This is a genomic window from Pontibacter sp. LHS2, assembly GCF_058932845.1.
The window spans coordinates 148,984-173,152 of the sequence record NZ_JBZYWG010000003.1; the positions used below are offsets into that span (position 1 = coordinate 148,984).

At 49.1% G+C, this 24,169-nt stretch carries 22 protein-coding genes; 11 read left to right on the forward strand and 11 right to left on the reverse strand.

The annotated features are described in order from the left end of the window. Positions 1-552: 552 nt before the first annotated feature. The 5 genes from AC5FX6_RS13840 to xerD all read right to left on the reverse strand — a co-directional run bounded on the left by AC5FX6_RS13840 (position 553) and on the right by xerD (position 6,664). The gene (locus AC5FX6_RS13840; RefSeq protein ID WP_493597650.1) at positions 553-1,584 is read right to left on the reverse strand and encodes a quinone-dependent dihydroorotate dehydrogenase; all 1,032 of its coding nucleotides are present in this window, start codon (positions 1,582-1,584) and stop codon (positions 553-555) included. 63 nt (positions 1,585-1,647) lie between these two features. Then, positions 1,648-2,676, reverse strand: a complete 1,029-nt coding sequence (locus AC5FX6_RS13845) for a M48 family metallopeptidase (RefSeq protein WP_493597651.1) — start codon at positions 2,674-2,676, stop codon at positions 1,648-1,650. Positions 2,677-2,722: 46 nt separating this feature from the next. Continuing rightward, the gene (locus AC5FX6_RS13850) at positions 2,723-3,697 is read right to left on the reverse strand and encodes a YjgN family protein (RefSeq protein ID WP_493597652.1); all 975 of its coding nucleotides are present in this window, start codon (positions 3,695-3,697) and stop codon (positions 2,723-2,725) included. Between the two features lie 137 nt (positions 3,698-3,834). Then, positions 3,835-5,484 carry a beta-N-acetylhexosaminidase gene (locus AC5FX6_RS13855; RefSeq protein WP_493597653.1) on the reverse strand — a complete coding sequence of 550 codons (1,650 nt, stop codon included), beginning with the start codon at positions 5,482-5,484 and terminating at the stop codon, positions 3,835-3,837. A 280-nt stretch (positions 5,485-5,764) separates the two neighbouring features. Then, positions 5,765-6,664, reverse strand: coding sequence for a site-specific tyrosine recombinase XerD (gene xerD / locus AC5FX6_RS13860; RefSeq protein ID WP_493597654.1), 900 nt, complete (start codon positions 6,662-6,664; stop codon positions 5,765-5,767). Positions 6,665-6,791: 127 nt separating this feature from the next. Here xerD and aroQ point away from each other — a divergent pair, with 127 nt between their 5' ends. The 5 genes from aroQ to AC5FX6_RS13885 all read left to right on the forward strand — a co-directional run bounded on the left by aroQ (position 6,792) and on the right by AC5FX6_RS13885 (position 10,767). Further along, positions 6,792-7,244 (forward strand): type II 3-dehydroquinate dehydratase, encoded by a 453-nt coding sequence (gene aroQ, locus AC5FX6_RS13865; RefSeq protein ID WP_493597655.1) that lies wholly within the window; start codon positions 6,792-6,794, stop codon positions 7,242-7,244. Between the two features lie 81 nt (positions 7,245-7,325). Continuing rightward, positions 7,326-8,387: an aminotransferase class V-fold PLP-dependent enzyme gene (locus tag AC5FX6_RS13870; protein WP_493597656.1), complete on the forward strand. Its 1,062-nt coding sequence runs from the start codon at positions 7,326-7,328 to the stop codon at positions 8,385-8,387. A 113-nt stretch (positions 8,388-8,500) separates the two neighbouring features. Continuing rightward, positions 8,501-9,067 (forward strand): MarC family protein, encoded by a 567-nt coding sequence (locus AC5FX6_RS13875; RefSeq protein WP_040574344.1) that lies wholly within the window; start codon positions 8,501-8,503, stop codon positions 9,065-9,067. A gap of 87 nt (positions 9,068-9,154) precedes the next feature. Continuing rightward, positions 9,155-9,619, forward strand: coding sequence for a ribonuclease HI (gene rnhA, locus AC5FX6_RS13880; protein ID WP_493597657.1), 465 nt, complete (start codon positions 9,155-9,157; stop codon positions 9,617-9,619). A gap of 431 nt (positions 9,620-10,050) precedes the next feature. After that, positions 10,051-10,767: a tRNA1(Val) (adenine(37)-N6)-methyltransferase gene (locus AC5FX6_RS13885; protein ID WP_493597658.1), complete on the forward strand. Its 717-nt coding sequence runs from the start codon at positions 10,051-10,053 to the stop codon at positions 10,765-10,767. 21 nt (positions 10,768-10,788) lie between these two features. Here AC5FX6_RS13885 and AC5FX6_RS13890 read toward each other — a convergent pair whose 3' ends face one another. Beyond that, positions 10,789-12,138 carry a saccharopine dehydrogenase family protein gene (locus tag AC5FX6_RS13890; protein ID WP_493597659.1) on the reverse strand — a complete coding sequence of 450 codons (1,350 nt, stop codon included), beginning with the start codon at positions 12,136-12,138 and terminating at the stop codon, positions 10,789-10,791. Between the two features lie 127 nt (positions 12,139-12,265). Between AC5FX6_RS13890 and cdd the strand changes: the two genes are divergently transcribed. The 5 genes from cdd (at position 12,266) to AC5FX6_RS13915 (ending at position 17,576) form a co-directional block, all read left to right on the forward strand. Next, on the forward strand, positions 12,266-12,751 hold the full coding sequence (cdd, locus tag AC5FX6_RS13895; protein ID WP_493597660.1) for a cytidine deaminase: 486 nt from the start codon (positions 12,266-12,268) through the stop codon (positions 12,749-12,751). Positions 12,752-12,754: 3 nt separating this feature from the next. Then, positions 12,755-13,396, forward strand: coding sequence for an alpha/beta hydrolase (locus AC5FX6_RS13900; RefSeq protein ID WP_493597661.1), 642 nt, complete (start codon positions 12,755-12,757; stop codon positions 13,394-13,396). Positions 13,397-13,641: 245 nt separating this feature from the next. Beyond that, positions 13,642-14,982, forward strand: coding sequence for a hypothetical protein (locus AC5FX6_RS13905; RefSeq protein WP_493597662.1), 1,341 nt, complete (start codon positions 13,642-13,644; stop codon positions 14,980-14,982). 167 nt (positions 14,983-15,149) lie between these two features. Then, the gene (locus tag AC5FX6_RS13910) at positions 15,150-16,298 is read left to right on the forward strand and encodes a helix-turn-helix transcriptional regulator (RefSeq protein WP_493597663.1); all 1,149 of its coding nucleotides are present in this window, start codon (positions 15,150-15,152) and stop codon (positions 16,296-16,298) included. 90 nt (positions 16,299-16,388) lie between these two features. Then, the gene (locus AC5FX6_RS13915; RefSeq protein WP_493597664.1) at positions 16,389-17,576 is read left to right on the forward strand and encodes an acyltransferase family protein; all 1,188 of its coding nucleotides are present in this window, start codon (positions 16,389-16,391) and stop codon (positions 17,574-17,576) included. Positions 17,577-17,631: 55 nt separating this feature from the next. Here the strand turns inward: AC5FX6_RS13915 and AC5FX6_RS13920 are convergent, their stop codons facing one another. Then, positions 17,632-18,027, reverse strand: a complete 396-nt coding sequence (locus AC5FX6_RS13920; protein ID WP_493597665.1) for a VOC family protein — start codon at positions 18,025-18,027, stop codon at positions 17,632-17,634. 115 nt (positions 18,028-18,142) lie between these two features. Here AC5FX6_RS13920 and AC5FX6_RS13925 point away from each other — a divergent pair, with 115 nt between their 5' ends. Continuing rightward, entirely contained in the window at positions 18,143-18,997 is an 855-nt protein-coding gene (locus AC5FX6_RS13925; protein ID WP_493597666.1) for a hypothetical protein, read from the forward strand. 69 nt (positions 18,998-19,066) lie between these two features. Here AC5FX6_RS13925 and lgt read toward each other — a convergent pair whose 3' ends face one another. From lgt to fabF, 4 genes are all read right to left on the reverse strand, one after another. Next, positions 19,067-19,909 carry a prolipoprotein diacylglyceryl transferase gene (gene lgt / locus AC5FX6_RS13930; RefSeq protein WP_493597667.1) on the reverse strand — a complete coding sequence of 281 codons (843 nt, stop codon included), beginning with the start codon at positions 19,907-19,909 and terminating at the stop codon, positions 19,067-19,069. A 171-nt stretch (positions 19,910-20,080) separates the two neighbouring features. After that, on the reverse strand, positions 20,081-21,961 hold the full coding sequence (gene nadE, locus AC5FX6_RS13935; protein ID WP_493597668.1) for an NAD(+) synthase: 1,881 nt from the start codon (positions 21,959-21,961) through the stop codon (positions 20,081-20,083). Between the two features lie 150 nt (positions 21,962-22,111). Then, positions 22,112-22,789, reverse strand: coding sequence for a ribonuclease III (rnc, locus tag AC5FX6_RS13940; RefSeq protein WP_493597669.1), 678 nt, complete (start codon positions 22,787-22,789; stop codon positions 22,112-22,114). A gap of 66 nt (positions 22,790-22,855) precedes the next feature. Continuing rightward, positions 22,856-24,109, reverse strand: a complete 1,254-nt coding sequence (gene fabF / locus AC5FX6_RS13945) for a beta-ketoacyl-ACP synthase II (protein ID WP_493597670.1) — start codon at positions 24,107-24,109, stop codon at positions 22,856-22,858. Positions 24,110-24,169 lie beyond the last annotated feature (60 nt).

Sequence of the window (24,169 nt, forward strand, 5' to 3'; positions counted from 1 at the left end):
CACTCTTAGCTCATTTCTTGTTTAAGGCAGGGAATTTCGGAACTGATTAACCCACCTCTGCCCCTCTCAATAGTAGGGACGGTGCATTCTAAAAAACTTGTTCAAAAATCATTGTCATCCTGTTAAGAAACTTGGTAGTATGGGTGATAAGCCAATGCTATTTGCGACTAAGATCCCTACGGGATGACAAAAAAGCAAAATGGAAAGGCCTTACTCTCAAGAGGGGAACTAGGTACTGCTGCTTGATAGACAAAAGCCTTTTAGTGATTGTCACATACCGCTGGCAGATATAGCAAGACTAACTTGCCCCTTAAGCAATAAAACAGATCACTTGAGCCAAGTGCATAAAACGACGATTTTGTGTTTGAGCGGTCAGCGAGTTTAAAAGCGTCTTGATTTTTTTGCCTACGGGGGGTAGGGGCCCTCGATTTTTTCATCAAGGAAAAAAGTAGGTGCCCGCCGCACAGGCGAAGCTATGAAATAAGGCAAGTTGCAAAAAAACAGCCGTCACTTCACCAGTTACAAATCAGCCGAATGCGCTATAACCAACCCTTACTTACCCAACAACTTCTTATTAATCCCCGCAACCAGCGCAGGACCTTCATAGATAAACCCGGTATACAACTGCACCAGATCAGCACCGGCATCCAGTTTCTCCTGCGCATCCTCCGCCGTCATAATCCCGCCTACGCCAATGATCTTGATCTCCTGTGGCAGGTGCTGGCGTAGGTAGCGGATGATCTCAGTAGCGTGTTTGGTCAGCGGTTTGCCGCTCAGTCCGCCTGCTCCGATTTCTGAAACCTGGGCAGAAGAGGTATGCAGTCCCTCGCGGCTGATGGTTGTGTTCGTGGCAATAATACCACTTAGCTTAGCCGTTATGGCAATCTCGATTATATCATTTAACTGAGCCTCGTTGAGATCGGGGGCAATCTTCAAAAGGAGGGGTTTGGCCTTCGGCATGGAATTGTTAAGCTCCTGCAAGGCCATTAGCAGTTGCTGCAGCGGTTCTTTTTCTTGCAGCGCACGTAGGTCCGGGGTATTCGGCGAACTTACATTTACCACAAAGTAATCCACCACATCATACAACGCCTTGAAGCAGTAGAGGTAATCATTTAGCGCCTCCTCGTTTGGAGTAATCTTGTTCTTACCGATGTTGCCGCCAACGATGATGTTGCTCTTCCGCTCCCGCAGTCGCTCCACGGCCGCTTCCACGCCTTCGTTATTAAAACCCATGCGGTTGATGATGGCCTGATCTTCCGGCAGACGGAAAAGACGCGGCTTCGGGTTGCCCTCCTGTGGTTTTGGGGTGAGCGTACCGATCTCGATGAAACCGAAACCCAACTCAGCCAGCTCATCCACTAGTTTGGCATCTTTGTCAAAGCCTGCTGCCAAACCTACCGGGTTAGGGAATTTCAAACCGAAGAGTTCACGCTCCAGTCGCTTGTCCTCGATCCTGAACATTCCACGACTGATACTCTTGGTGAATGGCAGACTAAAGGCAGTTCTTAATGCGTCGGTGGTGAGGTAGTGTACTTTCTCGGGATCGAGTTTAAAAAGAAGCGGACGAAGGAGGCTCTTATACACGGCAGCGGGTTTGAGTGTGGTTTGCTGCCCGCAAAGATAATTATTCTCCTGAAAACAGCCTGTTTATCTTATTTTCAGCTGCTCCCAGTGCCGCTCCAGTTCCGGATGCTTCATGTAAGACTGACTACCCTCTCCTATCAGTTCTTTTAACACCTTCCTACGATCTTCAGTATTAGGGTGTGTGCTCAGGAAAGCCAGCATTTCAGATTCGCTGCCCATCTGCAGGCGCTCCATCAATAGCAAAACGCCGTGTGGGTTTAGCTCATTGCGGCGCAGTAGTTCCAATCCTTCACGGTCAGCTTCCAGCTCGAGGCTGCGGCTATACTCCAAATTGCGCAGTGCCGAGGCATTGTCCACCAGTACGGCTGCCACACCACTCACATCCCCGAACAGAATCGATGCCAGCATGTAGTAGGACAAGCTTCGCGTCAAGGCGCGTAACGAATGTCGGTTTTGGATATGCGCCAGTTCGTGCCCCATCAAAGCGGCCAACTCCTCATGGTGCTCCATTTTATCGAGTATACCTTCATACACCACCATATAGCCACCAGGTATGGCAAAGGCGTTCACATCGTCGCTCTTCACAACAGCAGCTGTGATCGGATAATCAAGGTCAGTCTCTAACTCGTCCAGGTACTTGTTCAGAGCAGCTGTCTTTTCGTCGTCTACCTCGTACCCCTGCAGCATCTTTGTATAGAGCTGTTGTCCGAGTTGACGTTCATAGCTTTGCGGAAAATGCGTGGCCGCACGGTCGGCAAGGGCTGGTACTCCCCAGATGATAAAAGCCACTAACAGCCCCAGCAGACTCAGGGCCATGATGGCTATACCTGACAAGCCAAGACTCAGCACGCTGTTATAGCTAGACTTAAGAAAGGTCGCCCCATGATAATGGTGCTGGAGCGCCTCCTTAAAATCTTTGTCTACAACGGAAATACTCTGCTGCGGAAATTTTCCATATCGCAGCAAGGTGGTTGCATCATTGAATTCTGACTGGTGTATACCTGCCAGTTCCCAGTGCACGGAACCGCATACTTCATCCGCACAATAGTCGATACGCAGCCCGTCCTCCAGCAGTGATATATGGGCGGGCATACCTTTAGAGCTTTGCCCGTTATAGTATTTCCCTTCAAATGCCATGCTAGATGACACCGATATCCATCATATCCGTCATGCTTTCGTAGGTGGCCGAATCGTAGGCTTCCTCGGTCTGCACCAGTGCGTCGGCATCGAAGTGACCGTACATTACGGTATTGTTCATGATAAGCGATAAGGTACGGGTGGTTGTAAGCGGTATACCTAGTCCGAGCGTAAACACCACGATCAGGATATTGCCAACTGTCAGTTTCAACACATCCCAACCCGAAACATCACACTGCAGGCGACTGTAAGTACCGTCTTCCTGCAGCACCACAATATTATTCACATAAAAGTGCAGGAGATTTCTGGTGTACCAGAAAAAGTAGATACCTAACGTGAAAATAGAAAAGAAGTATCCTTTGATGTTGATCAGGAACAGATCGGCACCGTCCCCTACGTAACGCAGGCTCACATTGCCAAAGCGCACATTGTCGATCATCTGCTTGCGCAGCTTCACCACAAACCATGCACCGTAGATGCCGAATGTGAATATTGTCAGGAAAAAGCCAACAAGATAAGTCGATATCATATCAGATAGCTCCCCACGGTAACCCATGTGGATGCCACGCCAGCTCGTGCGTGACGTGCGGTAACGTATCATACCGTGCAAGGCCACAGGTATTAGCACCAGGAAACCCATTAGAAATCCGAAAATAAATAACACTTTCAGGAAAGCCGGCTCTACTAATGAGGCCATGAACAGCAAAGTATACAGCGCTATAAATATGCCTACTCCCTTGATAAAGCCGATAAACATTTCTTTGCCAGTACCATGGAAAACGAATGGAGTGCCTGCCAATTCGGTTTTGCGGTATAGGTAATGCATCGACTTGGCCTTTGCCCAAGGGTAGTAAAGCCCGAGGGTCACAATAGTGAGTAAGATGTTTACGATTTCGATAGCGAAGTATTCAGAGCCTTTGCCGGCAAAGTAGAAATGGGTGGTTTGTTTTTCTTTTTCGAGTAAAGTTGTTGTCATAAAAGCTTGGAAATAGGTTGAAAAAAATAACACAGACCATGCACAAAACACAGCCTGTGTTATTACAGCTTTTAAATATAATAAATATCAATTACCTACTATACATCCTGCTGATATTCAATCGAAAATTTTAAAGCTTATTTATCAGCCGTCCACTTCTCAAAGTTGGGGAAGTATTTCGCCTTCCAGAAGGTATAGCGCGGGATAATGGCTGTTTTAAGTCTTCGCTTGAAATCAGTAAAATCTTTTTTCTCTTGCGGTGACCAAAGCACTTCGCTCAGTGCTGTCATGCGTGGGAAAACCATGTATTCTACTTTGGCCGGACTACCGATGTACTCCGTCCACACATTACCCTGTGCCCCAATGATGAAATGGTCCAGCTTCTGTTCACGTAACGCATTCGGTACCGGCTCAAAAGCGTACACGGCATCTACTGGATTGTAGCCATGTATGGCCAGGCTGTCGTTCGGGTCTTTGGACTGGTAGTGGTCAAAGTATAATGGCTTGCCCGGCGACATAATAACCTGGTGTCCGCGAGTAGCGGCAGTTATACCTTCCTTCTCCCCTCCCCAGTTCATGATCAGGGTTGATGTATCCAGGTCGCCTTCCAATATTTCGTGCCAGCCAATCACCTTCTTGCCTTTAGCTGCCAGGTAGCTGGCCACCTGCTCTACAAAATAAGTTTGCAGGCCTTTCTCGTCTTTCAGGTTATGGTCTTTGATGAATTGCTGCGACACCGGGTCGGCTTTCCACCATTTCTTGCTGGTTTCGTCGCCGCCCAGGTGGAAGTACTCATAAGGGAATAGGTCGGCCACTTCCTGAAATACTGTCTCCAGAAACTGGAACGTTGCTGGGTTTGGTTGCAGCACATTGTTCTGACGGTTATACATACCCCAGGTGGTGGCTACATTCCAGGTAGTATCAGGCCGGGTACTCAGTTCCGGGTAAGCGGCAATCGTAGCACGACTGTGACCGGGTATGTCGATCTCAGGTATAATATTGATTCCCCTAACGGATGCATAGTTGATCACCTCCAGTACTTCGTCTTTGGTATAGTAGCCCCCGTAACGGGTGCCGTCATACCTGGCCGGTTCATCCTTGAAGTGCCCGATCAGGGTTTCCTTACGCCATGATCCTACCGAGTTCAGTTTCGGGTAAGACTCGATCTCGATGCGCCAGCCCTGATCGTCGGTCAAGTGCCAGTGAAAGGTGTTGAATTTATGAAAAGAGAGGTAGTCGATGTACTTCTTGATGAACTCCAGCGGGAACATGTGCCGCACCACGTCCAGGTGCATGCCCCGATACGCAAAGCGCGGATAGTCTTTTATTTGCACATTCGGTATTCTCACTTCCTTCACATTTTTGAGCGGAAATAACTGCAGCAAGGTCTGGATACCATACACCATACCGCCTGTGTCCTTGGCACGTATGGTCACATCTTTGCCAGACACCTTCAAGGTATACATCTCAGCTTTGTCGATTGATTTGTTATCGAAAACCAGTCGGATGTGGTGACTGGCCTTGGGCTTGGCCGGTGTGTTTGGGTATACCGGTAGGTTCAGTCCGGTTTGGGCAGCCAGCATTTCTTTCAGAAAATCAGCCTGTGCTCCGAACTGCTTGTCAAACACGATCTGGGCTTTCCTGTCGATGGTCACATGCCCTCTAGCCTCCTTGATTACCTCTACAGGTATAGGCGTAATGTCGTCAACGGACTGGGCGGCGGTGAGGAAAGGTATAGCTAGGGAAAGCAGTAAAAGGGTGAAAATTCGGATGAAAATGGCTAGCATGCGGGTGTTGTAAAATTGTGTTGCTTATTGACTTCTAGAGAAACGATTGGTTTAATGGGTTTGATAGGATCTCCCCAACCATAACATGGGGCTATTAAATTCTATATTCCTTAGCGGAAGCGTCCTGCAGGTATAAACTCATAGGCAGACTCCGTTCGGTTATTCGAGCTAAACTGCACCGCCCGTCGAGTATTGATGTCTGGCACATGATTCCAGTGCACGATTCGGATAGTCCGCGACCTTCCCTGACATGCCAAAACCTCCTCAACTCTTTAACTGCCTAGCTCCTCGGGTGGTAGTCCTTGATCACCTGCTTGAGGTAGTCGCGATCAAGGTGAGTGTAGATCTCGGTAGTGGTGATGGACTCGTGGCCCAGCATTTCCTGCACGGCACGCAGGTCGGCACCACCCTCAATCAGGTGTGTGGCAAAGGAATGTCGGAAGGTATGGGGACTCACCGTCTTCTGTATACCTGCTTTGGCAGCGAGGTCTTTTATGATTGTAAACACCATCACACGCGTCAGTTTGGCGCCACGTCGGTTCAGGAATACAAAGTCTTCATGCCCTTTCTTAATGTTGAGGTGGCAGCGCACACCTTCCCGGTAGAGTTGGATGTGCTTGAGTGCATCACGTCCAATTGGAACCAGTCGCTCTTTATCGCCTTTACCAGCTACTTTTAGGAAGCCCATGTCTTCATAGAGATTGCTCAATTTCAGTTCCAGCAACTCTGACACACGCAGTCCGGAGCTATAAAGGGTCTCCAGCATGGCGCGGTTGCGTGTTCCCTCTGGTGTAGACAGGTCGATGGCGGCCAGCAATTGTTCGATCTCGTGGAAGTGCAGCGTGTCGGGCAGCTTTCGGCTCAGTTTAGGTGCCTCGATGGTTTCGGTTGGGTCGGCGGTGAGCATGTCTTCCATGATCAGGAACTTGTAGAAGGCCCGTATACCTGACAACGTGCGTGCTTGGGAGTGTGGCGTCATGCCCAGACCTGCCACCCACTCCAGAAATTCCCGTAATATAGGCGGTGTCATCTGCTCGGGCTGTACCTGCAAACCTTTGATTTCCAGAAAATCCGTTAGTTTCCGGATGTCACGCTGGTATGCTTCCACGGAGTGACCGGAAAGCGACTTTTCGAGGCGTAGGTACTGTTCAAACTGGGTAATGCAGATGGACCACTTCATAAGTTAGTATTAAGGCAAAAGAGGAGCTGACAAAACTTTCTTTTGTCAAAAAAAACAAAGCAAAGATAGTTAATCCTTAAATTGCAACCGCTTAATTGATATGAAATCACAACGAGACCCTAAAACTATGAAAATTCTGATCCTGAACGGCCCCAACCTCAATCTTTTAGGCGTCCGCGAGAAGTCTGTCTACGGCACGGAGTCCTTCGAATCCTATTTTGAAGAACTAAAAACCGCTTTCCCGGACATGGAGTTATCCTATTTCCAGTCTAACACAGAGGGGGTGCTGATCGACAAGCTGCACGAAGTAGGTTTCAGCTACAAAGGCATTGTGTTCAACGGTGGCGCCTATACCCATACTTCGGTGGCCCTTTCTGATGCCATCAAGGCGATCGAAACCCCAGTAATAGAAGTGCATATCTCCAATGTATACGCCCGCGACGCCTTCCGTCATAAAAGTATGTTTGCGGCATTTTGCAAAGGTGTGATCACGGGTTTTGGTTTGGAGAGCTATCGCATGGCACTACAGTATTTTGAGCGTATGAAGCCAAAGCAAATCGGGTTTGGCGCCAAAAAATAGCGTCACAACACTGGAATCCCGTTCACTAAATATTTGCTTTTTGCTATAGTAGCCATACTATAATTCTTTATATTACCCTCTATGTTGAATTTCTATCCAGGACCGTCTAAGATTTATCCGGAAGTGCGCAGCTACCTGACAGATGCGTATGACGAGGGTATTTTGGGGGCTCCGCATCGCGGAGAACAGTTTGTACAACTATCGCGCACGGTGGTCGGCTCGCTCAAGCGGCGCCTGAACATTCCGCAGGATTACTCTATATTTTTTACCTCTTCGGCTACTGAGTGCTGGGAAATCCTGATTCAGAGCCTTACGAAAAAGAAGAGCTTTCATATCTACAACGGCTCCTTTGGGGAAAAGTGGTATGAGTATGCCAAAAAGCTTCGTCCCGATGCCGAAGGTGTTCGCTTCGACATTAACGAAGCCATGCCAGTGGAAGAGCTCGACATCAGTACTGATACCGAACTGATCTGCTTTACGCAAAACGAAACTTCTAACGGCACTCAAGTCACCCCTGCTTCTATCCTGAACCTGCACAACCGCTTCCGGGACACGCTTACGGCTGTGGATGCCACCTCGTCTATGGCGGGCCTTAACCTGAAGTATATCAAAGCTGACATCTGGTTTGCGTCCGTGCAGAAGTGCTTTGGACTGCCGCCAGGATTAGGTTTGCTGGTTTGCTCGCCACGAGCCATCTTCCGGGCCAAGCAAATGAACGAGCGCAATCATTATAACAGCCTGGTGTCGCTCTACGAAAAGATGCTGAACTACCAGACTGTGCATACGCCGAACACGCTTAACATCTACCTGCTTAAGCGTATGCTCGAGGACAGGCCTTTTATCAAGCAAATCGACATCGACCTGATTGACCGCGCTAACGAGCTGTATGAGTTCTTCGGGCAATTTACCGACTTCAAGTTGCTGATCGAAAATGAGGAGGTGCGTTCCAAAACGGTATTGGTGCTGGAGGCAAACGAACGGCTGGTAGAGGACGTCAAGAAACGTGCTTTGCATCACAATATCCGGTTAGGCAACGGCTACGGGCCATGGCAGCGCAACACGTTCCGGGTAGCTAACTTCCCTGCCATTGGCAACGAAGAGTACGAAGAGCTAAAGCGCTTTTTCCTGCATTATTACGCCTAAGAATCCTACCTTTGCGGCTTGTTAACGGATTGCGCTTATAAGTGCAGGTATACCTATACCCGCAAGTTATTGGCCCTAACATTTTAACAACCAACTATACCATGCTTAATGAGCTGTTCAGTTTCAAGGAAATCGCATCTGTAACACTAATCCTGTTCGCAGTAATCGACATCCTCGGTTCTATCCCTATCATCATAGACCTGCGCAAGCGGGAAGGCAAGATCGAGTCAGAGAAGGCCACTATCATCTCTGGCATACTGATGATCGTGTTCCTGTTTGTGGGCGATGGTATCCTGAAACTGTTCGGCATCGATTTCGAATCCTTTGCGATGGCGGGCGCCATCATTATCTTCCTGATTGGCTTGGAGATGATCTTGGGCAAAGACCTGTTCCATTCTGATCCTGAAGTAAAAAGCGGTTCAATTGTACCATTGGCTTTCCCTCTGATTGTGGGAGCCGGCACCATGACGACACTGCTTTCTTTGCGGGCTGCCTACTCCCTGCCAAACGTGCTGGTGGGCATTGTGCTAAACCTGATGTTTGTCTACATCGTTCTGAAAGCCTCAGCATGGCTGGAGCGCAAACTCGGCAAAGCTGGCGCTAATGTGCTCCGTAAGGTTTTTGGCGTAATCCTACTGGCTATCGCTATCAAGCTGTTCAAAACGAATCTACCTATATAAATGGTTGATGGAGTGCATGATTGACTGACTGAATAAAAATTCATACTTAATCAATCATTCACTCATCACTAACTCAAAAATCAAAACATGATCGAGCTTTTTACAGACGGTGCATCACGAGGGAATCCGGGTCCGGGAGGGTATGGCACTATCTTGCGCTGGAAAAACCACGAGAAAGAACTGACTGCCGGTTTCCGCAAAACCACCAACAACCGCATGGAGTTGCTGGCCGTGATTGTGGGGCTTGAGGCGATTACTAAGCCCGGTATACCTGTCACGGTCTACTCTGACTCCAAGTACGTGGTGGACGCTGTGGAAAAACGCTGGGTCTTTGGCTGGCAGAAGAAAGGCTTCGCCGGCAAAGCCAACGGTGACCTTTGGGCTCGTTTCCTGCGAGTATACGCCAAGCATAATGTGCGTTTCGTTTGGATCAGAGGACACGCCGGCCACCCTGAAAATGAGCGTTGCGACGAATTGGCGGTTGCCAGTGCGCTGTCGCCAAAATTGTTGATCGACGAAGGGTTTGAGTCAGGGCAGTTTAATTCGAAGTAATTGTTTATTTGCGTTCGCTGGTTCTAAGTGTTGTAGCTATAGCTTTTGCTCTTGCCATCCTTTATTGTTTTATAGCTTCGCCTGTGCAGCGGGCACTCACTTTTTTCCTTGATGAAAAAATAGAGGGCCCCTACCCCCAGTAAGCAAAAAAATCAAGACTCTCCAAACTCGCTGACCGCTCTCGACAGGGGGACCCCTTCACCCCCAACAGTGGAGCGCCACAAAGTGCACCTGGCAAGTGTGATCTGTTTCATCGTTCAGGTGCAAGTTAGTCTTGCTATACTTGCCAGTGGTAATTTCCCTTAATGCTTATAACTTGCATTAGTAATTACAGAGATTCCACCTCTTGGGAAGGGTAGAGGTGGGTGAATCCTGATTCAGACAAAGAAGAAACTCTATACCTTTGCCACCATTCCTAATTCCTAATTCTCTTGCCTAACACCTACTTTCAATTCAAGCAATTCCGCATAAACCAGGACCAGTGTGCGATGAAGGTATGCACGGATTCTTGTGTGTTTGGGGCTTCTGTAGAAGTAAGTCAGGCGAAGCGGTTGCTGGATATCGGGACTGGTACGGGTTTGCTGGCACTGATGGTGGCGCAGCGCTCGGAGGCGGTGGTGGAAGCGGTAGAGATCAATCCAGAGGCGCAGGTACAGGCCTTGCAGAACTTTCAGGAAAGTGCTTGGCGGGAGCGACTGAAACTGCATGCAATGCCTCTACAGGATTTTGCGACAACCTGTACGCAGCAATATGATGTTATTCTGTCGAACCCGCCGTTTTTTCTGGCTTCCCTTAAATCTGACAATGCCGCTAAAAACACCGCCAAACATACCGGTGATCTGCTTTTTGAAGACATCCTGACTTTTGCTCAAAAACACCTCACTGAACACGGCAAGCTATACCTGCTCTTGCCGCCAGCTGAGGCCAGTCACTTTGCAGCAATTGCCAAAGCGCACAAGCTATACCTAACCGACACACTGGAGGTATATACCCGCACCAAGGGCAAGTGCATTCGGCATATCCAGACCTATACCTTCCAGCCGACAGAACGGGCAACCACGAAGGCACTCGATATCCGCGAGGAAGACGGCACCACTTATACCGCTGACTTCACAGCGCTACTGCGGGACTATTACCTGATCTTCTAAGATTGCCGGAGGCTATACCTGTTAATGGACTGCCTTTACCTTCTCTTCCTCTACAAAGTCAATCCCATACCCTTTGAGTTCTTCAAGTACGGGTTCGTACACATCCGGGTAGATCGGTATAAGTACACCGCTTCGGTTGATCTTGCCATGTAGCAGGAGCTTTGCCAGTATACCTACTGGCAGGCCTACGGTCTTCGCCATAGCAGTTTGCACGGCATCATCGCCCAGTACCACCAGCGAGGAAGTAAGTTCGTGCTGCTCGCCGTTCAGTTCGTACTCAAACAAATGCTGCATCACGATCATGTCTTTGTCACCGGGCTCCAGCTTCCATTTGCCAACCAGTATCTTTTCGAGTACCTGCGCAGGTGTGGCAACTTGCATGTCGAGTGGTGTATCTTCAAACAGACCGAGCCACTCCAGCTTCTCCATAATCTCGCCTTCGGCAGCTATACCCAGGTAGCGGCACAGGCGCTGCTGCAGCGTTTCGTCGGTGGAGGCAGCTGGCGGTAGGAAGGCTCCCAAATAGCTGCAGTGCGTCATGCTGTCCACTCCTTCCAGATCATAGCTGTCGTCGGTGAGGCCCAGTTGCACAAACACATCCCAGGCGGCGCAATAGCCAATGCGGCGCAGCGTGCCACGCAGCATGGTCGGGATATCCTGCAGGCCGTAATGCTCCCGATAACTGAGCGAGTCGCGGTTGGCATAGCCGTCAAAGTGGCCGTAGCCTTCCACGTACAGTTCGTCGGTGCGCCTGAAAAGCTGGTGGTAGGGTATGTACTTATATTCTCCGTTCTTGATGTATTTGGCCGTCCCCTGTCCTGCCAGCACCACGTTGCGTGGGTTCCAGCTAAACTTGTAGTTCCAGGGGTTATTGTCCGACTCCGGTGCCACCAGTCCGCCTGTGTAGGACTTAAACGACGTGATACGGCCGCCCATACCCTGCACACGCTGAATGACTGCCATGGCTGACATGTGGTCTATGCCCGGATCGAGGCCCGACTCCATTATGATGGTCAGGTTCTTCTGTTTGGCTTCTTCATGCAGCTCCCTGAACTCGGGCGAAACGTACGAAGCGGTGATCAGGTGCTTCTCCTGCTTCATACACTCCCGCGCCACCTCTATGTGAAAGATCGCCGGCAAAAGCGAGATCACCAGATCGGCCTTGCTTACTTCAGTGGCCCGTTGCTTATCGTCGTGCACATTAAAAACGATCGCTTCAGCACAGTCCAGTTGTGCGATTTTGCTCTGCAAATGGTCCACATTGATGTCGCCGATGGTAATGTGCCAATTCTCGGAAGGTGCGTTTTGTAACAGGTATTGGATGAGCGAAGATGCGGAGCGACCTGCCCCCAGCAGGAGTATTTTTTTCATAGCGTTCGTATCGATAAGTTTGAATTTAGCAATAACCACCTGCAAGGCCAACCTTTTGCATTGTTTTATCAGAATAATGCGTTAAATTTATAGCCCTTTTCTAATTTTTATACCTAGAAGGTCTTAAATGGCAAGTGAGCTGAATATACATATCTGCATCGACGTACTGGACTCGGCAGAAGAACTAACCCAACAGGAGCGCGACGCAATGGAGCTGGCCCAACAAGCCGCTAACGATGCTTACGCCCCTTATTCTAATTTTCTCGTAGGCGCCGCTTTGGTACTCGAGGATGGCACCATGTTCAAGGGCAGCAATCAGGAGAACGCCGCCTACCCTTCCGGCCTGTGTGCTGAGCGTACCGCTCTGTTCGCTATGAGCGCCCATCACCCGAACACCAAGATCAAGATGATCGCTGTGACGGCCCGCAGACGAAGCGAACAACATTTTCTGCCGGCTATGCCTTGTGGTGCCTGTCGTCAGGTAATGGCCGAGTACGAACACAAGCAAGGCGAAGCTATACCTGTGCTCCTCCAAGGACCGGACAGTAAATTCTACCGCCTCCGCAGTGTATCCGACCTCCTGCCCTTCCAATTCAACAAGGAACATTTATAAGTTATGCACGCGCACCAGCTGACAGTACCGCGCACAGCACGTTACTATACCTTGGGAACGCCTTCAGAACAGACGCGCGACCTGTGGGTGGTGTGTCATGGCTATGGTCAGCTGGCCCGTTACTTTCTGCGGCATTTCACTGTGCTGGATGATGGCGCTACAGTAGTAGTGGCACCAGAAGGACTTTCCCGCTTTTACCTGGATGGCTTCTCGGGCAGAGTGGGCGCCACGTGGATGACCAAAGAAGATCGCCTTTCTGAAATAGAAGACCAGGCAGCCTATCTGGATTTACTTCTCCAGAAGCTTCTACAGCAAGTACCAACCGATGTGCGGGTGCATGTGCTGGGCTTTTCGCAGGGAGGGGCAACTGTTTGTCGCTGGTTAGCAACCGGGCAAGTACCTTGTCAGCATCTCGTGCTTTGGGCCGCTTCCTTTCCGGAGGATATTGACTTTGAGTCAGGCAAAGCGGCTTTCCAAGGTATACCAGTGGATGTGGTATATGGCACGCAGGACGAGTTTATCACTCCTGACAAGCTACAGCATCAACAGGAAATCATGAATCGGCTGGGTATCGCACCGCAAGTCCATACCTTCGAAGGCGGTCATACCATTGCACCCGATCTGCTTTCTAAACTCAGAACATAAGACACACTTCCCTGAAATCACAACTTAACAGTGCAATAATCACTTCTTATTTGTGCTGAATTGCCTTTGCGACAACATCGCGTGTATACTTTTTAATAGCAATAATCTAGTACCCACTTTTGGGTATTTTTATTGATGCACAAATTGTTATATATAAATTTAAATAAATTTGATTTAAATTTGTGGTGATATTGTCGTAATCAACCAACCTATTTTATATTTTTTACTCACTTTATTTTAGTCCTATGAGGAGAAATCTCTACTTATCCTTCATCCTATGCTTGCTGACGCTTTCTACTTTTGCGCAGAGCAAGATCAACGTTGCCTCAAACTTTCCGGATGCCAAATTCTATTTGCTAAACGATGCGGACAATACCCGTGTAACTGAGCTGGGTGTCGGAAGCATCGAGTTGAAGCTAAACAAAGACTCCCGTAACCGTATTGCCATCGTGAAAGAGGGTTATGAACCTGTGATTCGTGAGTTTCCCCGCACCATGAAGTGGGACAAAGAGCAAAAAGTTGAGCTGGCAAATCGCCTGATCGACATTAGCGTGGAGCCTTACGATGCGGAGATCTACGTTGACGGCCGCCTGGCTGGCTCAAAGCGTATCAACCTAATCGTGGAGAAAGACAAGTTCCTGAACGTAGAAGTTAGAAAACCTGGTTTTGCCCCACAGACCAAGGTATACTACAACCAGAAAGACCGCGAAGCTCCTCCTGTAAAAGACTTTTTTGAGCTGAAAGACCGTCAGGTTCGCCTGGAAGTGATACCGGCTGATGCCTCTGTAGCATTAAACGGTGTAGTAAGCGGCCGTGGCAACACAGACGTAAGCGTACCATTTGGCACATGCGTTACCGTAACTGTGACGAAAGATGGTTTCGCTGAAGTGGTACAGGTATTCTGCAACAAGCCAGCAACTGATCCACTCCCTCCGCTTCGCACTCGTGCGCTGCTTGAGGATCGTCTTGTAAAAATAACGTCTTCTCCTGCTGATGCCAACATCGAAGTGGCCGGCAAAGTAGTAGGCGTAGGTAAATATGACCTGAAAGTGCCTAAAAACGGTTGCGTTGAAGTTCGTGTGACAAAAGACGGCTTCCTGCGCTACATCAAAAACTACTGCAACCAGGAAAACATGCAGGCACCAGAGGCAACTGAGTTTGTAGAACTGGCTGTTGACGAAGCGTATACCTCGTCTATTTCATCGGACATGGCCAACGTGCGCATTACTATACCTGTAAGCAAAAATGTAGACCCGGCAGATGCCTGGAGAATCCTGAGCTCGATCATTACCAAGCGCTTTGATGTACTGGAGACTGTAGACTACAACACAGGCTATCTGACCAGTGCCTGGCAGGTACAGAACTTCAACGGTGCCAACATGATCCGCACCCGCGTGATCGTAAGCAGCGGCGGTAACTCTAATGACCTTACTTATGTGGTGAAGATTGTTAGCCAGCGGCACGAGCGTGAGAACAACACATCGCGCAACATCAGTGTGAAAGACGATGAAGACTTCAAAGACTGGGGTCGTCTGCTGAAGCGCTACGATGGCTTGATCGAAGAGATACAGGCACGTCTTCAGTAATCCGAATTACTAAGCATTGCAAAAGCCCCTGCCTACAGCAGGGGCTTTTCTTTTTTTAGCACTCCTCTTAAAATACCGCCATAGAATTTTAAGGTATACCTCACCTTAAGTTGAAATTTAGTTTTAGCTTTAGTTTATGAATTTTCAATAGATAGCCCTTACTATCGATGCCACAAACAGAGCTATTCTTCCGATTCGACTGGTTTGCAGCCATCCTACTGGTGGGTGTGGTTCAGGGCTTTTTCATGGGTCTGCTGTTTTTGGCCAGACGCCCGCACCGGCAACCTTATCACCACCTGCTGCTGGCAGCGCTGGTCTTTACGTTTGCCTGCATGGTGCTGGAGGTGTTCCTGTGCTATAGTGGCCTTATGTTCCGGGTGCTCCCGCTCGTCGATTTCTCAGAGCCCGCAAATTTTGCCGTCGGCCCCCTCACCTACCTGCTTTTCCGGAGCCTGAACGGTAATAACTGGACGCGGAAGCAGTGGCTGCACTTCATTCCGTTTTTGGTATACTTTCTTTACCACATCCTTTTTTACATACAGCCGGAAGAGGTCAAATACAACGCCTACATAGGAGCCTATTTCCCATCGTTGGAGCGTCTGCCGGTTACTATTAAGCTCTTCTGGGATCCATTGCATTGGACAAGGTATGTAAATGAGCTCACCATGCTTCACATCCTCATCTACATCATTCTTTGCTTTTTGCTTTTGCGTAAACAACGTACCGCTGAGTCTTCGAGCCCATACTTCTATACCTGGGCAAAGTTCCTCCTCTTCTTCTTTGTTGCGACGCTGGTGCTGGTCGTGCTTATTAAGCTAAGTTTCGAGCGTGACTTAGGCGATCACTTCCTGGCTTCCTTCCTGGTACTGCAACTCTTCTTTGCCAGCTACAAGATCATTACCGATTCGGCTTTCTTCCAGCCAGTGGTACAGGTCAAATATGAAAAGTCTGCCCTTAGTGAGGAGGCCAAGCAGGACCTAATCCGGAAACTTAGAACGGCTGAACAGGAAAAATTCTATACCCAACCCTCGGCCTCACTCCCGACTCTGGCCAAGCATCTGCATACCTCTCCCCATTACCTTTCGCAAAGCCTGAACGAGCGCCTGGGCAAGAGCTTCTTTGAATACCTGGCTGAGCTGCGCATACAGGAGGCGAAAGCTATTTTGAGCGACCCGGCCCAGCAACACCTCAAAGTGGAGGAAGTGGCCGAGCAGGTAGGCTATTTATCAAAGTCTGCTTTTAGCAGTGTCTTTAAGAAGTATACTGGCCAGACACCCGGCCAATACCGAAAAAACGCCGTTTCCGGTTCAGTTTAAGTACTTCCCTATAAGTTAGCACCTCGTACTTATCGGCAGATTCTTCGGGTTCAGTCCTCTTTGGCGATGTTTGCATCAAAACAAAACGCTATGGAAAACCAGATTAAAATCAGACGTTACGAATTCGACTGGCTACGGGTACTGGCCTTCTCGCTACTCATCTTTTATCATACCGGTATGTACTTTGTCAGTTGGGACTGGCACGTCAAAAACCCGGTGCTCAGCGAAACGCTCGAAGTGCCCATGATCTTTATGAGTCAGTGGCGCATGTCGCTTATTTTCCTCGTGTCGGGTGTGGGTGTATACTTTGCGCTGGGGTTCCGCAGTGCCGGCACTTTTGCCAAGGACAGGCTGAAACGCATTCTGCTTCCTTTGGTCGTAGGAATGCTCTTAGTTGTGCCGCCCCAGGTATATTTCGAACGTTTGGTACAGGGCTCGGCTACCGATTACCTTCGTTTTTATCCTTCTATATTCGAGTTTGAGCCCTATCCGGAGGGCAATTTCAGCTGGCACCACCTCTGGTACCTGACCTACATCTTCTGCTACAGTCTGCTGTTCTTACCGCTATTTGTATACCTGCGTGGTGCTAGTATGCGTGCTGCAGGTATAAAAGGCTGGATGTTGCTGGTGCTCCCTGCGCTTTGGTTAGGTATAGGTGGTGTCCTGTTAAACGAGCGCTTTCCTGCCACGAATGCCCTTATAGATGACTGGGCTAATCACTTTCTCTACATCACTGTTTTCCTGATCGGTTTTCTGCTGATGAAGCTTCCCCTATTGCAGGAGAAAGTGAGAGAAGTGCGCTGGTACAGTTTAATGCTCGCCATTGCAACCCTTACCCTGCTGTATACTTTCTACTGGTTCAAAGATGTTGACTTAAATGGAGTGGAACTGGGGATTTATTATGTGCTGAAGCAAAGCAACCGATGGTTCTGGTTGATGGTGCTACTGGGCTTTGCGATGCAGCATCTCAACATTAGAAATAAGTACCTGGCGCAGGCCAATGAGATGGTATACCCCTTCTATATTCTGCACCAGACTGTGATCGTGGCATTGGGATATTACCTACTGCAAGCAGACTGGAGCATCAGCCTTAAATTTTCCGTAATCAGCCTGGGTACATTTGGTATCTGCTTCCTGCTGATCAAATACCTGATCATGCCGGTCAATTGGCTCCGTGTCCCCTTTGGGATGAAGCCAATCCAGAAGCAGAAAACTAAAAATTACGCAAGCATGCAGGCCATTGAAGTAAAAGAGAAGCAGCCCCTTGTTAGCAATTAAAATTTAAGAAGCGGGATTCACAGGTTGTATTAATGACATGCTGAAAAGTGTGAGGTTAGTCCTTCTCCCACATTCCTTCCATGACAACTTCCAACAGGTGCTGGTCGGGGTCACGGAAATAGAAAGAGAGGTAGCCACGTCCCCAGTCATACTCCTGCTCAATGGGTATACCTGCAGCTTTAACTTTTTCTTTCCAGCTTTCATAGTCATTCTGGCTTACCTCAAAGGCCAGGTGCAGCTGTCCAGAGCCGAAGTGCGGTGGCAGATTGCCTCCTTTTTTGGAAGCCCCCGGCAGAAAGCATAGTAAGACCGACGCCCCGGCTCTGAAAAATATATGCCGGTCTTTCACTTCTCCGATCACAGCCAGCCCCAGCTTTCCATTATAAAACTGGCGGCTGCGCTCCAGATCAGCTACATAAAGGCAGGTTTCTTTTATCTTTTTTATTTCCATCACGTTCATTGATCAGCATGAATCCATCTTAAAAGCAGGTATTTCCAATTTGTACGCAACCACAAGACTTTTGCTTTCCGTTATACCAAAGCGCTCCTCAACTTTTAAAAACCCTATGAAGCTCATTTTGAAAATACTTGCCTTTTTTATACCTGTTATGGTCGCTCTGTTTTACTTCTTAGGTCGATCAGACAATACAGCCACAAATGTGACAGCCACTACCGGTAAACTGGATAGACTGGCCAAACTTCCATCTCCTGTAAGTGAAAGCTCCGGTGTTGAATTTATACCTGAGCGAAATGCCTATATCACCCACAATGACGCGGGCAACAAGCCGCATCTCTATGTGGTTGATCAGAAAGGCCAGCTCGTCGAGACCATTAAGTTGAATTTGCCTAATGTGGACTGGGAGGATTTGGCTCGTGACGATGAAGGCAATATCTACATTGCAGATACAGGCAACAACAATAATAAGCGGAAGGAACTGGCCATATACAAGCTACAGCTCGACCGACCTGATCAGGTGGAGGCGATTCGTTTCACTTACGAGGATCAGAAAGATTTTCCTCCATCCAAAAAGGACATGAACTATGACGTGGAAGCTCTATTCTGGCATGGTGGGAAACTATACCTGGTATCAAAGGACAGAGGCAGAAAAGAAACAGCCAAGGTATACGAACTCCCCGACAGCGGTGGCCAGTATACAGCTAAACTCCTGGGCAGCCATAAGCTTGGTGTGCCTGTGACAGGTGCAGCCAGCAGTGCTGATGGCAGGACAGTGGCGCTCGTTAGTGAAGGTGGTTTGCACATCTTCCGGAACGTGAGCGATCCGGCTGCTTTTTACAAAGGCGACTACCAGAAAGTGAGCATCAAAGAAGCCAGACAAACCGAGGCAGTAGCTTTTGAAAATGAAGATACTCTAGTCATCACCAGTGAAGATGGTGGCTTGTTCAGGTATAGCTTAAACTAAACCTATACCTGTATAAAAACAGCGAGGCCCGTAGTGTGTGCTACGGGCCTCGCTGTTTTTATACAGGTGTTATTTTCTGGTAGGTGCTGTTGCAGGTCTGCCGCCAGGCAAGGCCGGCTTCGGGTTTTGCCACACCCTGAACAGGATAAACAGACCTATGATGATCAACGGAATACTTAATATCTGTCCGATGTTGAGAGTCATCGCTGCTTCTTTGGCGACCTGATCCTCTTTTATGAACTCTACCAGGAAGCGGGTCAGGAACAGGAAGGTCACGAAAATGCCAAACAGCAAACCTTTCGGTAATGCCTCTTTATACTTTTTCCAGAGCCAATACAACAGTACAAACAGCAAAAATACACCAAGCGATTCGTATATCTGTGTAGGATGGCGTGGAACATGCGAGTATTCTGACTGGCGCACGAATATAAAGCCCCATGGTAAGTCGGTTGGGCGGCCGAATATCTCGGAATTCATCAAATTACCCAGACGGATCAATGCACCGCCTAGCGCGACAACGATCACAATCCGGTCCAGCACCCACATGTAATCAAACTGATGTTTGCGGCTGAATAACCACAGAGCAAATAAAATACCGATGGTAGCGCCGTGACTGGCAAGGCCGCCTTCCCAAATCTTCAAGATCTCGATCGGGTTGCTCAGGTAATATTCCGGCTGGTAAAAAAGGGTATGCCCCAGACGTGCACCTATCACAGTGCCAACGATCATGTACAGGGTGATCACATCCACATCGCCTTCTGTGCGGCCTTCAGCTACATAAATCTTGGTCAGAATACGTTGCCCGAACACAAAACCAAGTGCGAACAGGAGTCCGTACCAGCGTACTTCAAAAGAACCGATTGAGAAGATGGAAGGACTTACATCCCATGTGATATAGTTCAGAATGCTCATATACAGAGGTATGGTTCTGCCAAAGTTACGATATTTAGCTTTGCTAAAAAACCAGCGCCAGGCAGGCTACGGGTATATTTATCCACAGATAAGGAGTAATAGGAAAAGGCATCACCTTGCCTGCTTCCACAGGTATAGGTTGATGCCTTTCCATAATTCAGCTTACTGCTTCTATTTCAGATTGTTGAGCTCTTCACGAAATCCGCCACTCAGGATCGGGTAACGCAACCAGCTGCGGGGATCCAGGTTGTAGTCGTCAAGGTGGAAGCCCGGGGCGTAGCGCTCCCGTTTCCACTGATTGCGAGACCACAAAGTATAGAACTTGTGCACATACTCCTTCAGCGACTTCACAGGCGCCACGTTCTCCTTCTCCAACTGATCAATCACCTGCTGCGGTGACAAACGGTCATACCACGCCAGGCGCTCGATCATGTTCAGGATCTCGTAGGGCATCAGGTCCTTCTCGTCCGTCTGGTTTTCAGATGATGGGCGAAGTTCGGCCGTCGGCTGCAGGTTGTTCACATAGTCCAGTCCGAGGTAACCGAGTTCCTCCTGCATCCAGATCAGGAACTGACGGATAAAGGCTTTGTCTATACCTGCAATCGGAGAGATACTGCCTGCTGTGTCGCCATCCATAGTCGCATATCCTACTGCGGCTTCGCTTCTGTTAGAAGTAGCCAGAAGCAGGGCATTCTTAATATTGGCCAGCATCCAGATGGCAGGAGCACGTACCCGCGCCTGTATGTTCTGCAAGGTGACATCGTCCTGCTCCCAGGTCAGCTCCCGCTTCAGGGCACCTTCAATCTTAGAGGTATAGCCCCTCACCTCCTCATCAATGGTCCAGTCATGGAACACCGCCCCGATAGACTCAGCCAGCTCTTTGGCAGAGGTATAGGTAGCGTCAGAGGAATTGACGGTGCCCTGGTAAGCACAAGTCAGTATGCGGCCTACCAGTTCTCTTACCACCTGATCCTGCGGCAAAGCTTCGAAGTGCTCGGCATCCTTGAGTGAGAACATGCGGGCTTTGGTCACAAAACCGGTCACGCCCAAGCTGTCTACACCCCGGCGTACCATTTCAGCTACAGCCACAGCGCAGCAGGAAGAGTCAGCCCCGCCGCTCAGCGACAACACAAAGCCACGGCTGCGACTCTTACGCATATAGTCGAACAGTGCCAGGCTCAAGGCGGCGATCAGTTCGGCATTTTCGTCGATGGGTGGCAGATATTCAATCGTTTCAGTTATCTCAGGGTTAGGCCCAAAGCATACCTCTGCGCACTCCAGGTCAACGTCTTTGAAACACAACAGCTCGTTACGGCGAATCAGTTTACCATTTTGTGCTATCAGCACCTCACCATCAAAGATCACACGGCCTGATTCGTTTCCAAGCAGGTTGGCGTACAGGTAAGCGCATTGATATTTTTTGGAGGCTTCCACCACAAGCCGGTGGCGGAGGTCCGTTTTGCTCAGGGCAAAGTGGCTGGCGCTTGGGTTAAGAATCAGCTGCACGCCCTTCTGCATGTGACGCTCGGCAGGGCGGTTGGGTCTCCACGCATCCTCGCATATTTCGAAGGCATATTTCACGCCTTTCTCTTCGTACACAATGTCGCCAATCGGGTAGCGCTTTCCCTTTATTTCAAACTCTTCTACTACATTGGCTGGCCACGGTGTGAACCAACGTGGTTCGTAGTGTATACCGTCACGGGCAAGAAACTGCTTGGCTGTGAAACCGACAATCTCTTTGTTTTTGATGACACAGGCCGTATTGAATACATCCTGCCCGATAATCACATGCACGCCCAAGCATACGGTGATATTATCGCACCACTCTTTTACTTGCAACAGCCTTTCGAAGGTCTCATCAGCAAACCAGGGGTGCAGGAACATATCCTCACAGCCGTAGCCGGTGATACAAAGCTCAGGCAGCAACAGGATATCAACATTCCGGGTGCTGGCTTCAATGATTGCAGATCGGATATTCAGTAGGTTGGCTTCCCAGTCGAGAGGGGTCTGATTTAGGGCAGCCCCTGCCAGTATCAGTCTTGTTTCTTCCATAGTGTGTTCTCTAACGCAACAATATGGAAGCAAGTTAAGCTTTGGTAGCCAAATAAAGAACGCTTATACCCTGAACAGGTATAGCCTGATGCTTTTAAAAGCAAATGAGTGAAAAGAAGAGTAGAATCAGGGGGAGTGTCCGCTAATAGCCTAGCTGATGTTGAGTACATCCAGTGCCTTTTCGGCAGCAGCCTGGTCAGCCTTTTTCTTGGAGAGACCTACGCCAACGGCCACAGGTTTGTCATCCAGGTAGATCTCGCAGGTAAACTCCGTTGTATTGCCTTGGTTCTTGCGATTTACGATCTCAAACCGGACATCAGCGTTTTGGCTTTGCGCCCACTCAATGAGTTTGCTCTTGAAGTTGGAGGTGGTATTCACCAGCTTGTGCAGGTCCACATGCGGCTTGATGAGTTTACCCAGTATAAACTGGCGGGTAGTGCTGTATCCTTTATCCAGGTAAATCGCACCTACTAGTGCTTCCAGGGCATTGCCGTGTACTGACTTATGTCGGGAGGTTTGTCCGCTGGAGGTATCGACCTTCACCAGCAGGTTCAGGCCGATCTTAATGGCAATATGATTGAGTGACTCACGGTTTACGATCCGTGAGCGCATCTCTGTCATAAAGCCTTCATCTTCGTAGGGAAATTTCTTAAAAAGCAGTTCCGCTACTACGGTGCCAAGTACCGCATCACCCAAAAACTCCAGACGCTCATTGGTGTCATGCTTGCTTGCCAGGTTCTGACGTGCAAAGGACGTGTGTGTGAGCGCCAGTTTGTACAGGCGTATGTTATCGGGTGTAGTGCCAATAATCCCGGAGATGGCGCGCACTAACTCTTTATCCTTTGTAAATAGGCTATGATAGAAGCGCCGTACCGGTTTTATAGGACCAAACACCTAGTCGATAAATTGACGGAATAAAACGGAAGTATTGTGTCCACCGAAGCCGAACGTATTGCTCAAGGCTACTTTCACTTCGCGCTCCTGCGCTTTGTTGAAGGTAAAGTTAAGACCGGAGTCAAAGCTTTCATCATCAGTGAAGTGATTGATGGTTGGCGGCACCAGGCTGTTTTTGATCGCCATGATAGCGGCAATAGCCTCTATCGCACCGGCCGCACCCAGCAGGTGACCTGTCATGGACTTGGTAGAACTGATGTTGAGTTTGTAGGCATGGTCACCAAACACCGTCTGGATCGCTTTTACTTCGCTCACATCGCCAAGCGGTGTAGAAGTACCGTGTACGTTGATATAATCTACCTCTTCTGGTTTGATGTTGGCATCACGCAGCACGTTCTTCATTACATTGAGTGCACCCAATCCATCCGGATGCGGCGCTGTAATGTGATAAGCGTCTGCGGACATACCGCCACCAATTACCTCGGCGTAGATCTTTGCACCACGGGCTTTAGCATGTTCATACTCTTCCAGTATAAGAGCGCCTGCACCTTCACCTAACACAAAACCGTCGCGGTCTTGGTCAAATGGACGGGAGGCAGTCTCTGGAGAGTCATTGCGCTCTGAAAGGGCTTTCAGGGCGTTAAAGCCTCCTATACCTGCTTCGGTTACAGCAGCTTCTGAACCACCGGTCACCACTACATCAGCCATACCCAGACGGATATAGTTGAAAGAGTCGATGATCGCATTGGTAGCAGACGCGCAGGCAGAAACCGTTACGAAGTTAGGTCCACGGAAGCCGTACTTAATAGAAATGTGGCCGGCACTGATGTCAGCGATCATCTTCGGGATGAAGAATGGGTTGAATCGCGGCGTACCGTCACCGTTGGCAAAGTTCACGCACTCCTCCTGGAAAGTGCGCAGACCGCCGATACCAGAACCCCAGATCACACCTACGCGATCAGGGTCAAAGTTTCCTTCCACCAGGTTCGCGTCCTGAACCGCCTCGTCAGCCACCACCATGGCGAACTGAGAGAACAGGTCCATCTTACGCGCTTCCTTACGGTCGAAGTAATTCTCAGGAACATATCCTTTTACTTCACAGGCAAACTGGGTCTTAAACTTACTCGCATCAAAGCGTGTAATAGGCGCAGCTCCACTCACACCATTGGCTAGCCCGTTCCAGTACTCTGTAACGTTGTTTCCAAGTGGGGTGAGTGCGCCAAGCCCTGTAACTACAACTCTCTTAAGCTCCATAAGCTGTTAGTAGAGGATAGATAGTAAAAATTACTTAATACAATAAGGTAATGGGGTATA

Coding starts and splice junctions, on each gene's coding strand:
- AC5FX6_RS13910 (WP_493597663.1), top strand. CDS start 15,150: ATGCCACAAACAGAGCTATTCTTCCGATTCGACTGGTTTGCAGCCATC.
- AC5FX6_RS13900 (WP_493597661.1), top strand. CDS start 12,755: ATGCACGCGCACCAGCTGACAGTACCGCGCACAGCACGTTACTATACC.
- AC5FX6_RS13915 (WP_493597664.1), top strand. CDS start 16,389: ATGGAAAACCAGATTAAAATCAGACGTTACGAATTCGACTGGCTACGG.
- AC5FX6_RS13925 (WP_493597666.1), top strand. CDS start 18,143: ATGAAGCTCATTTTGAAAATACTTGCCTTTTTTATACCTGTTATGGTC.
- AC5FX6_RS13855 (WP_493597653.1), bottom strand. CDS start 5,484: ATGCTAGCCATTTTCATCCGAATTTTCACCCTTTTACTGCTTTCCCTA.
- rnhA (WP_493597657.1), top strand. CDS start 9,155: ATGATCGAGCTTTTTACAGACGGTGCATCACGAGGGAATCCGGGTCCG.
- AC5FX6_RS13845 (WP_493597651.1), bottom strand. CDS start 2,676: ATGCCCGCCCATATATCACTGCTGGAGGACGGGCTGCGTATCGACTAT.
- cdd (WP_493597660.1), top strand. CDS start 12,266: ATGGCAAGTGAGCTGAATATACATATCTGCATCGACGTACTGGACTCG.
- aroQ (WP_493597655.1), top strand. CDS start 6,792: ATGAAAATTCTGATCCTGAACGGCCCCAACCTCAATCTTTTAGGCGTC.
- AC5FX6_RS13870 (WP_493597656.1), top strand. CDS start 7,326: ATGTTGAATTTCTATCCAGGACCGTCTAAGATTTATCCGGAAGTGCGC.
- AC5FX6_RS13920 (WP_493597665.1), bottom strand. CDS start 18,027: ATGGAAATAAAAAAGATAAAAGAAACCTGCCTTTATGTAGCTGATCTG.
- nadE (WP_493597668.1), bottom strand. CDS start 21,961: ATGGAAGAAACAAGACTGATACTGGCAGGGGCTGCCCTAAATCAGACC.
- AC5FX6_RS13905 (WP_493597662.1), top strand. CDS start 13,642: ATGAGGAGAAATCTCTACTTATCCTTCATCCTATGCTTGCTGACGCTT.
- xerD (WP_493597654.1), bottom strand. CDS start 6,664: ATGAAGTGGTCCATCTGCATTACCCAGTTTGAACAGTACCTACGCCTC.
- AC5FX6_RS13890 (WP_493597659.1), bottom strand. CDS start 12,138: ATGAAAAAAATACTCCTGCTGGGGGCAGGTCGCTCCGCATCTTCGCTC.
- lgt (WP_493597667.1), bottom strand. CDS start 19,909: ATGAGCATTCTGAACTATATCACATGGGATGTAAGTCCTTCCATCTTC.
- AC5FX6_RS13850 (WP_493597652.1), bottom strand. CDS start 3,697: ATGACAACAACTTTACTCGAAAAAGAAAAACAAACCACCCATTTCTAC.
- fabF (WP_493597670.1), bottom strand. CDS start 24,109: ATGGAGCTTAAGAGAGTTGTAGTTACAGGGCTTGGCGCACTCACCCCA.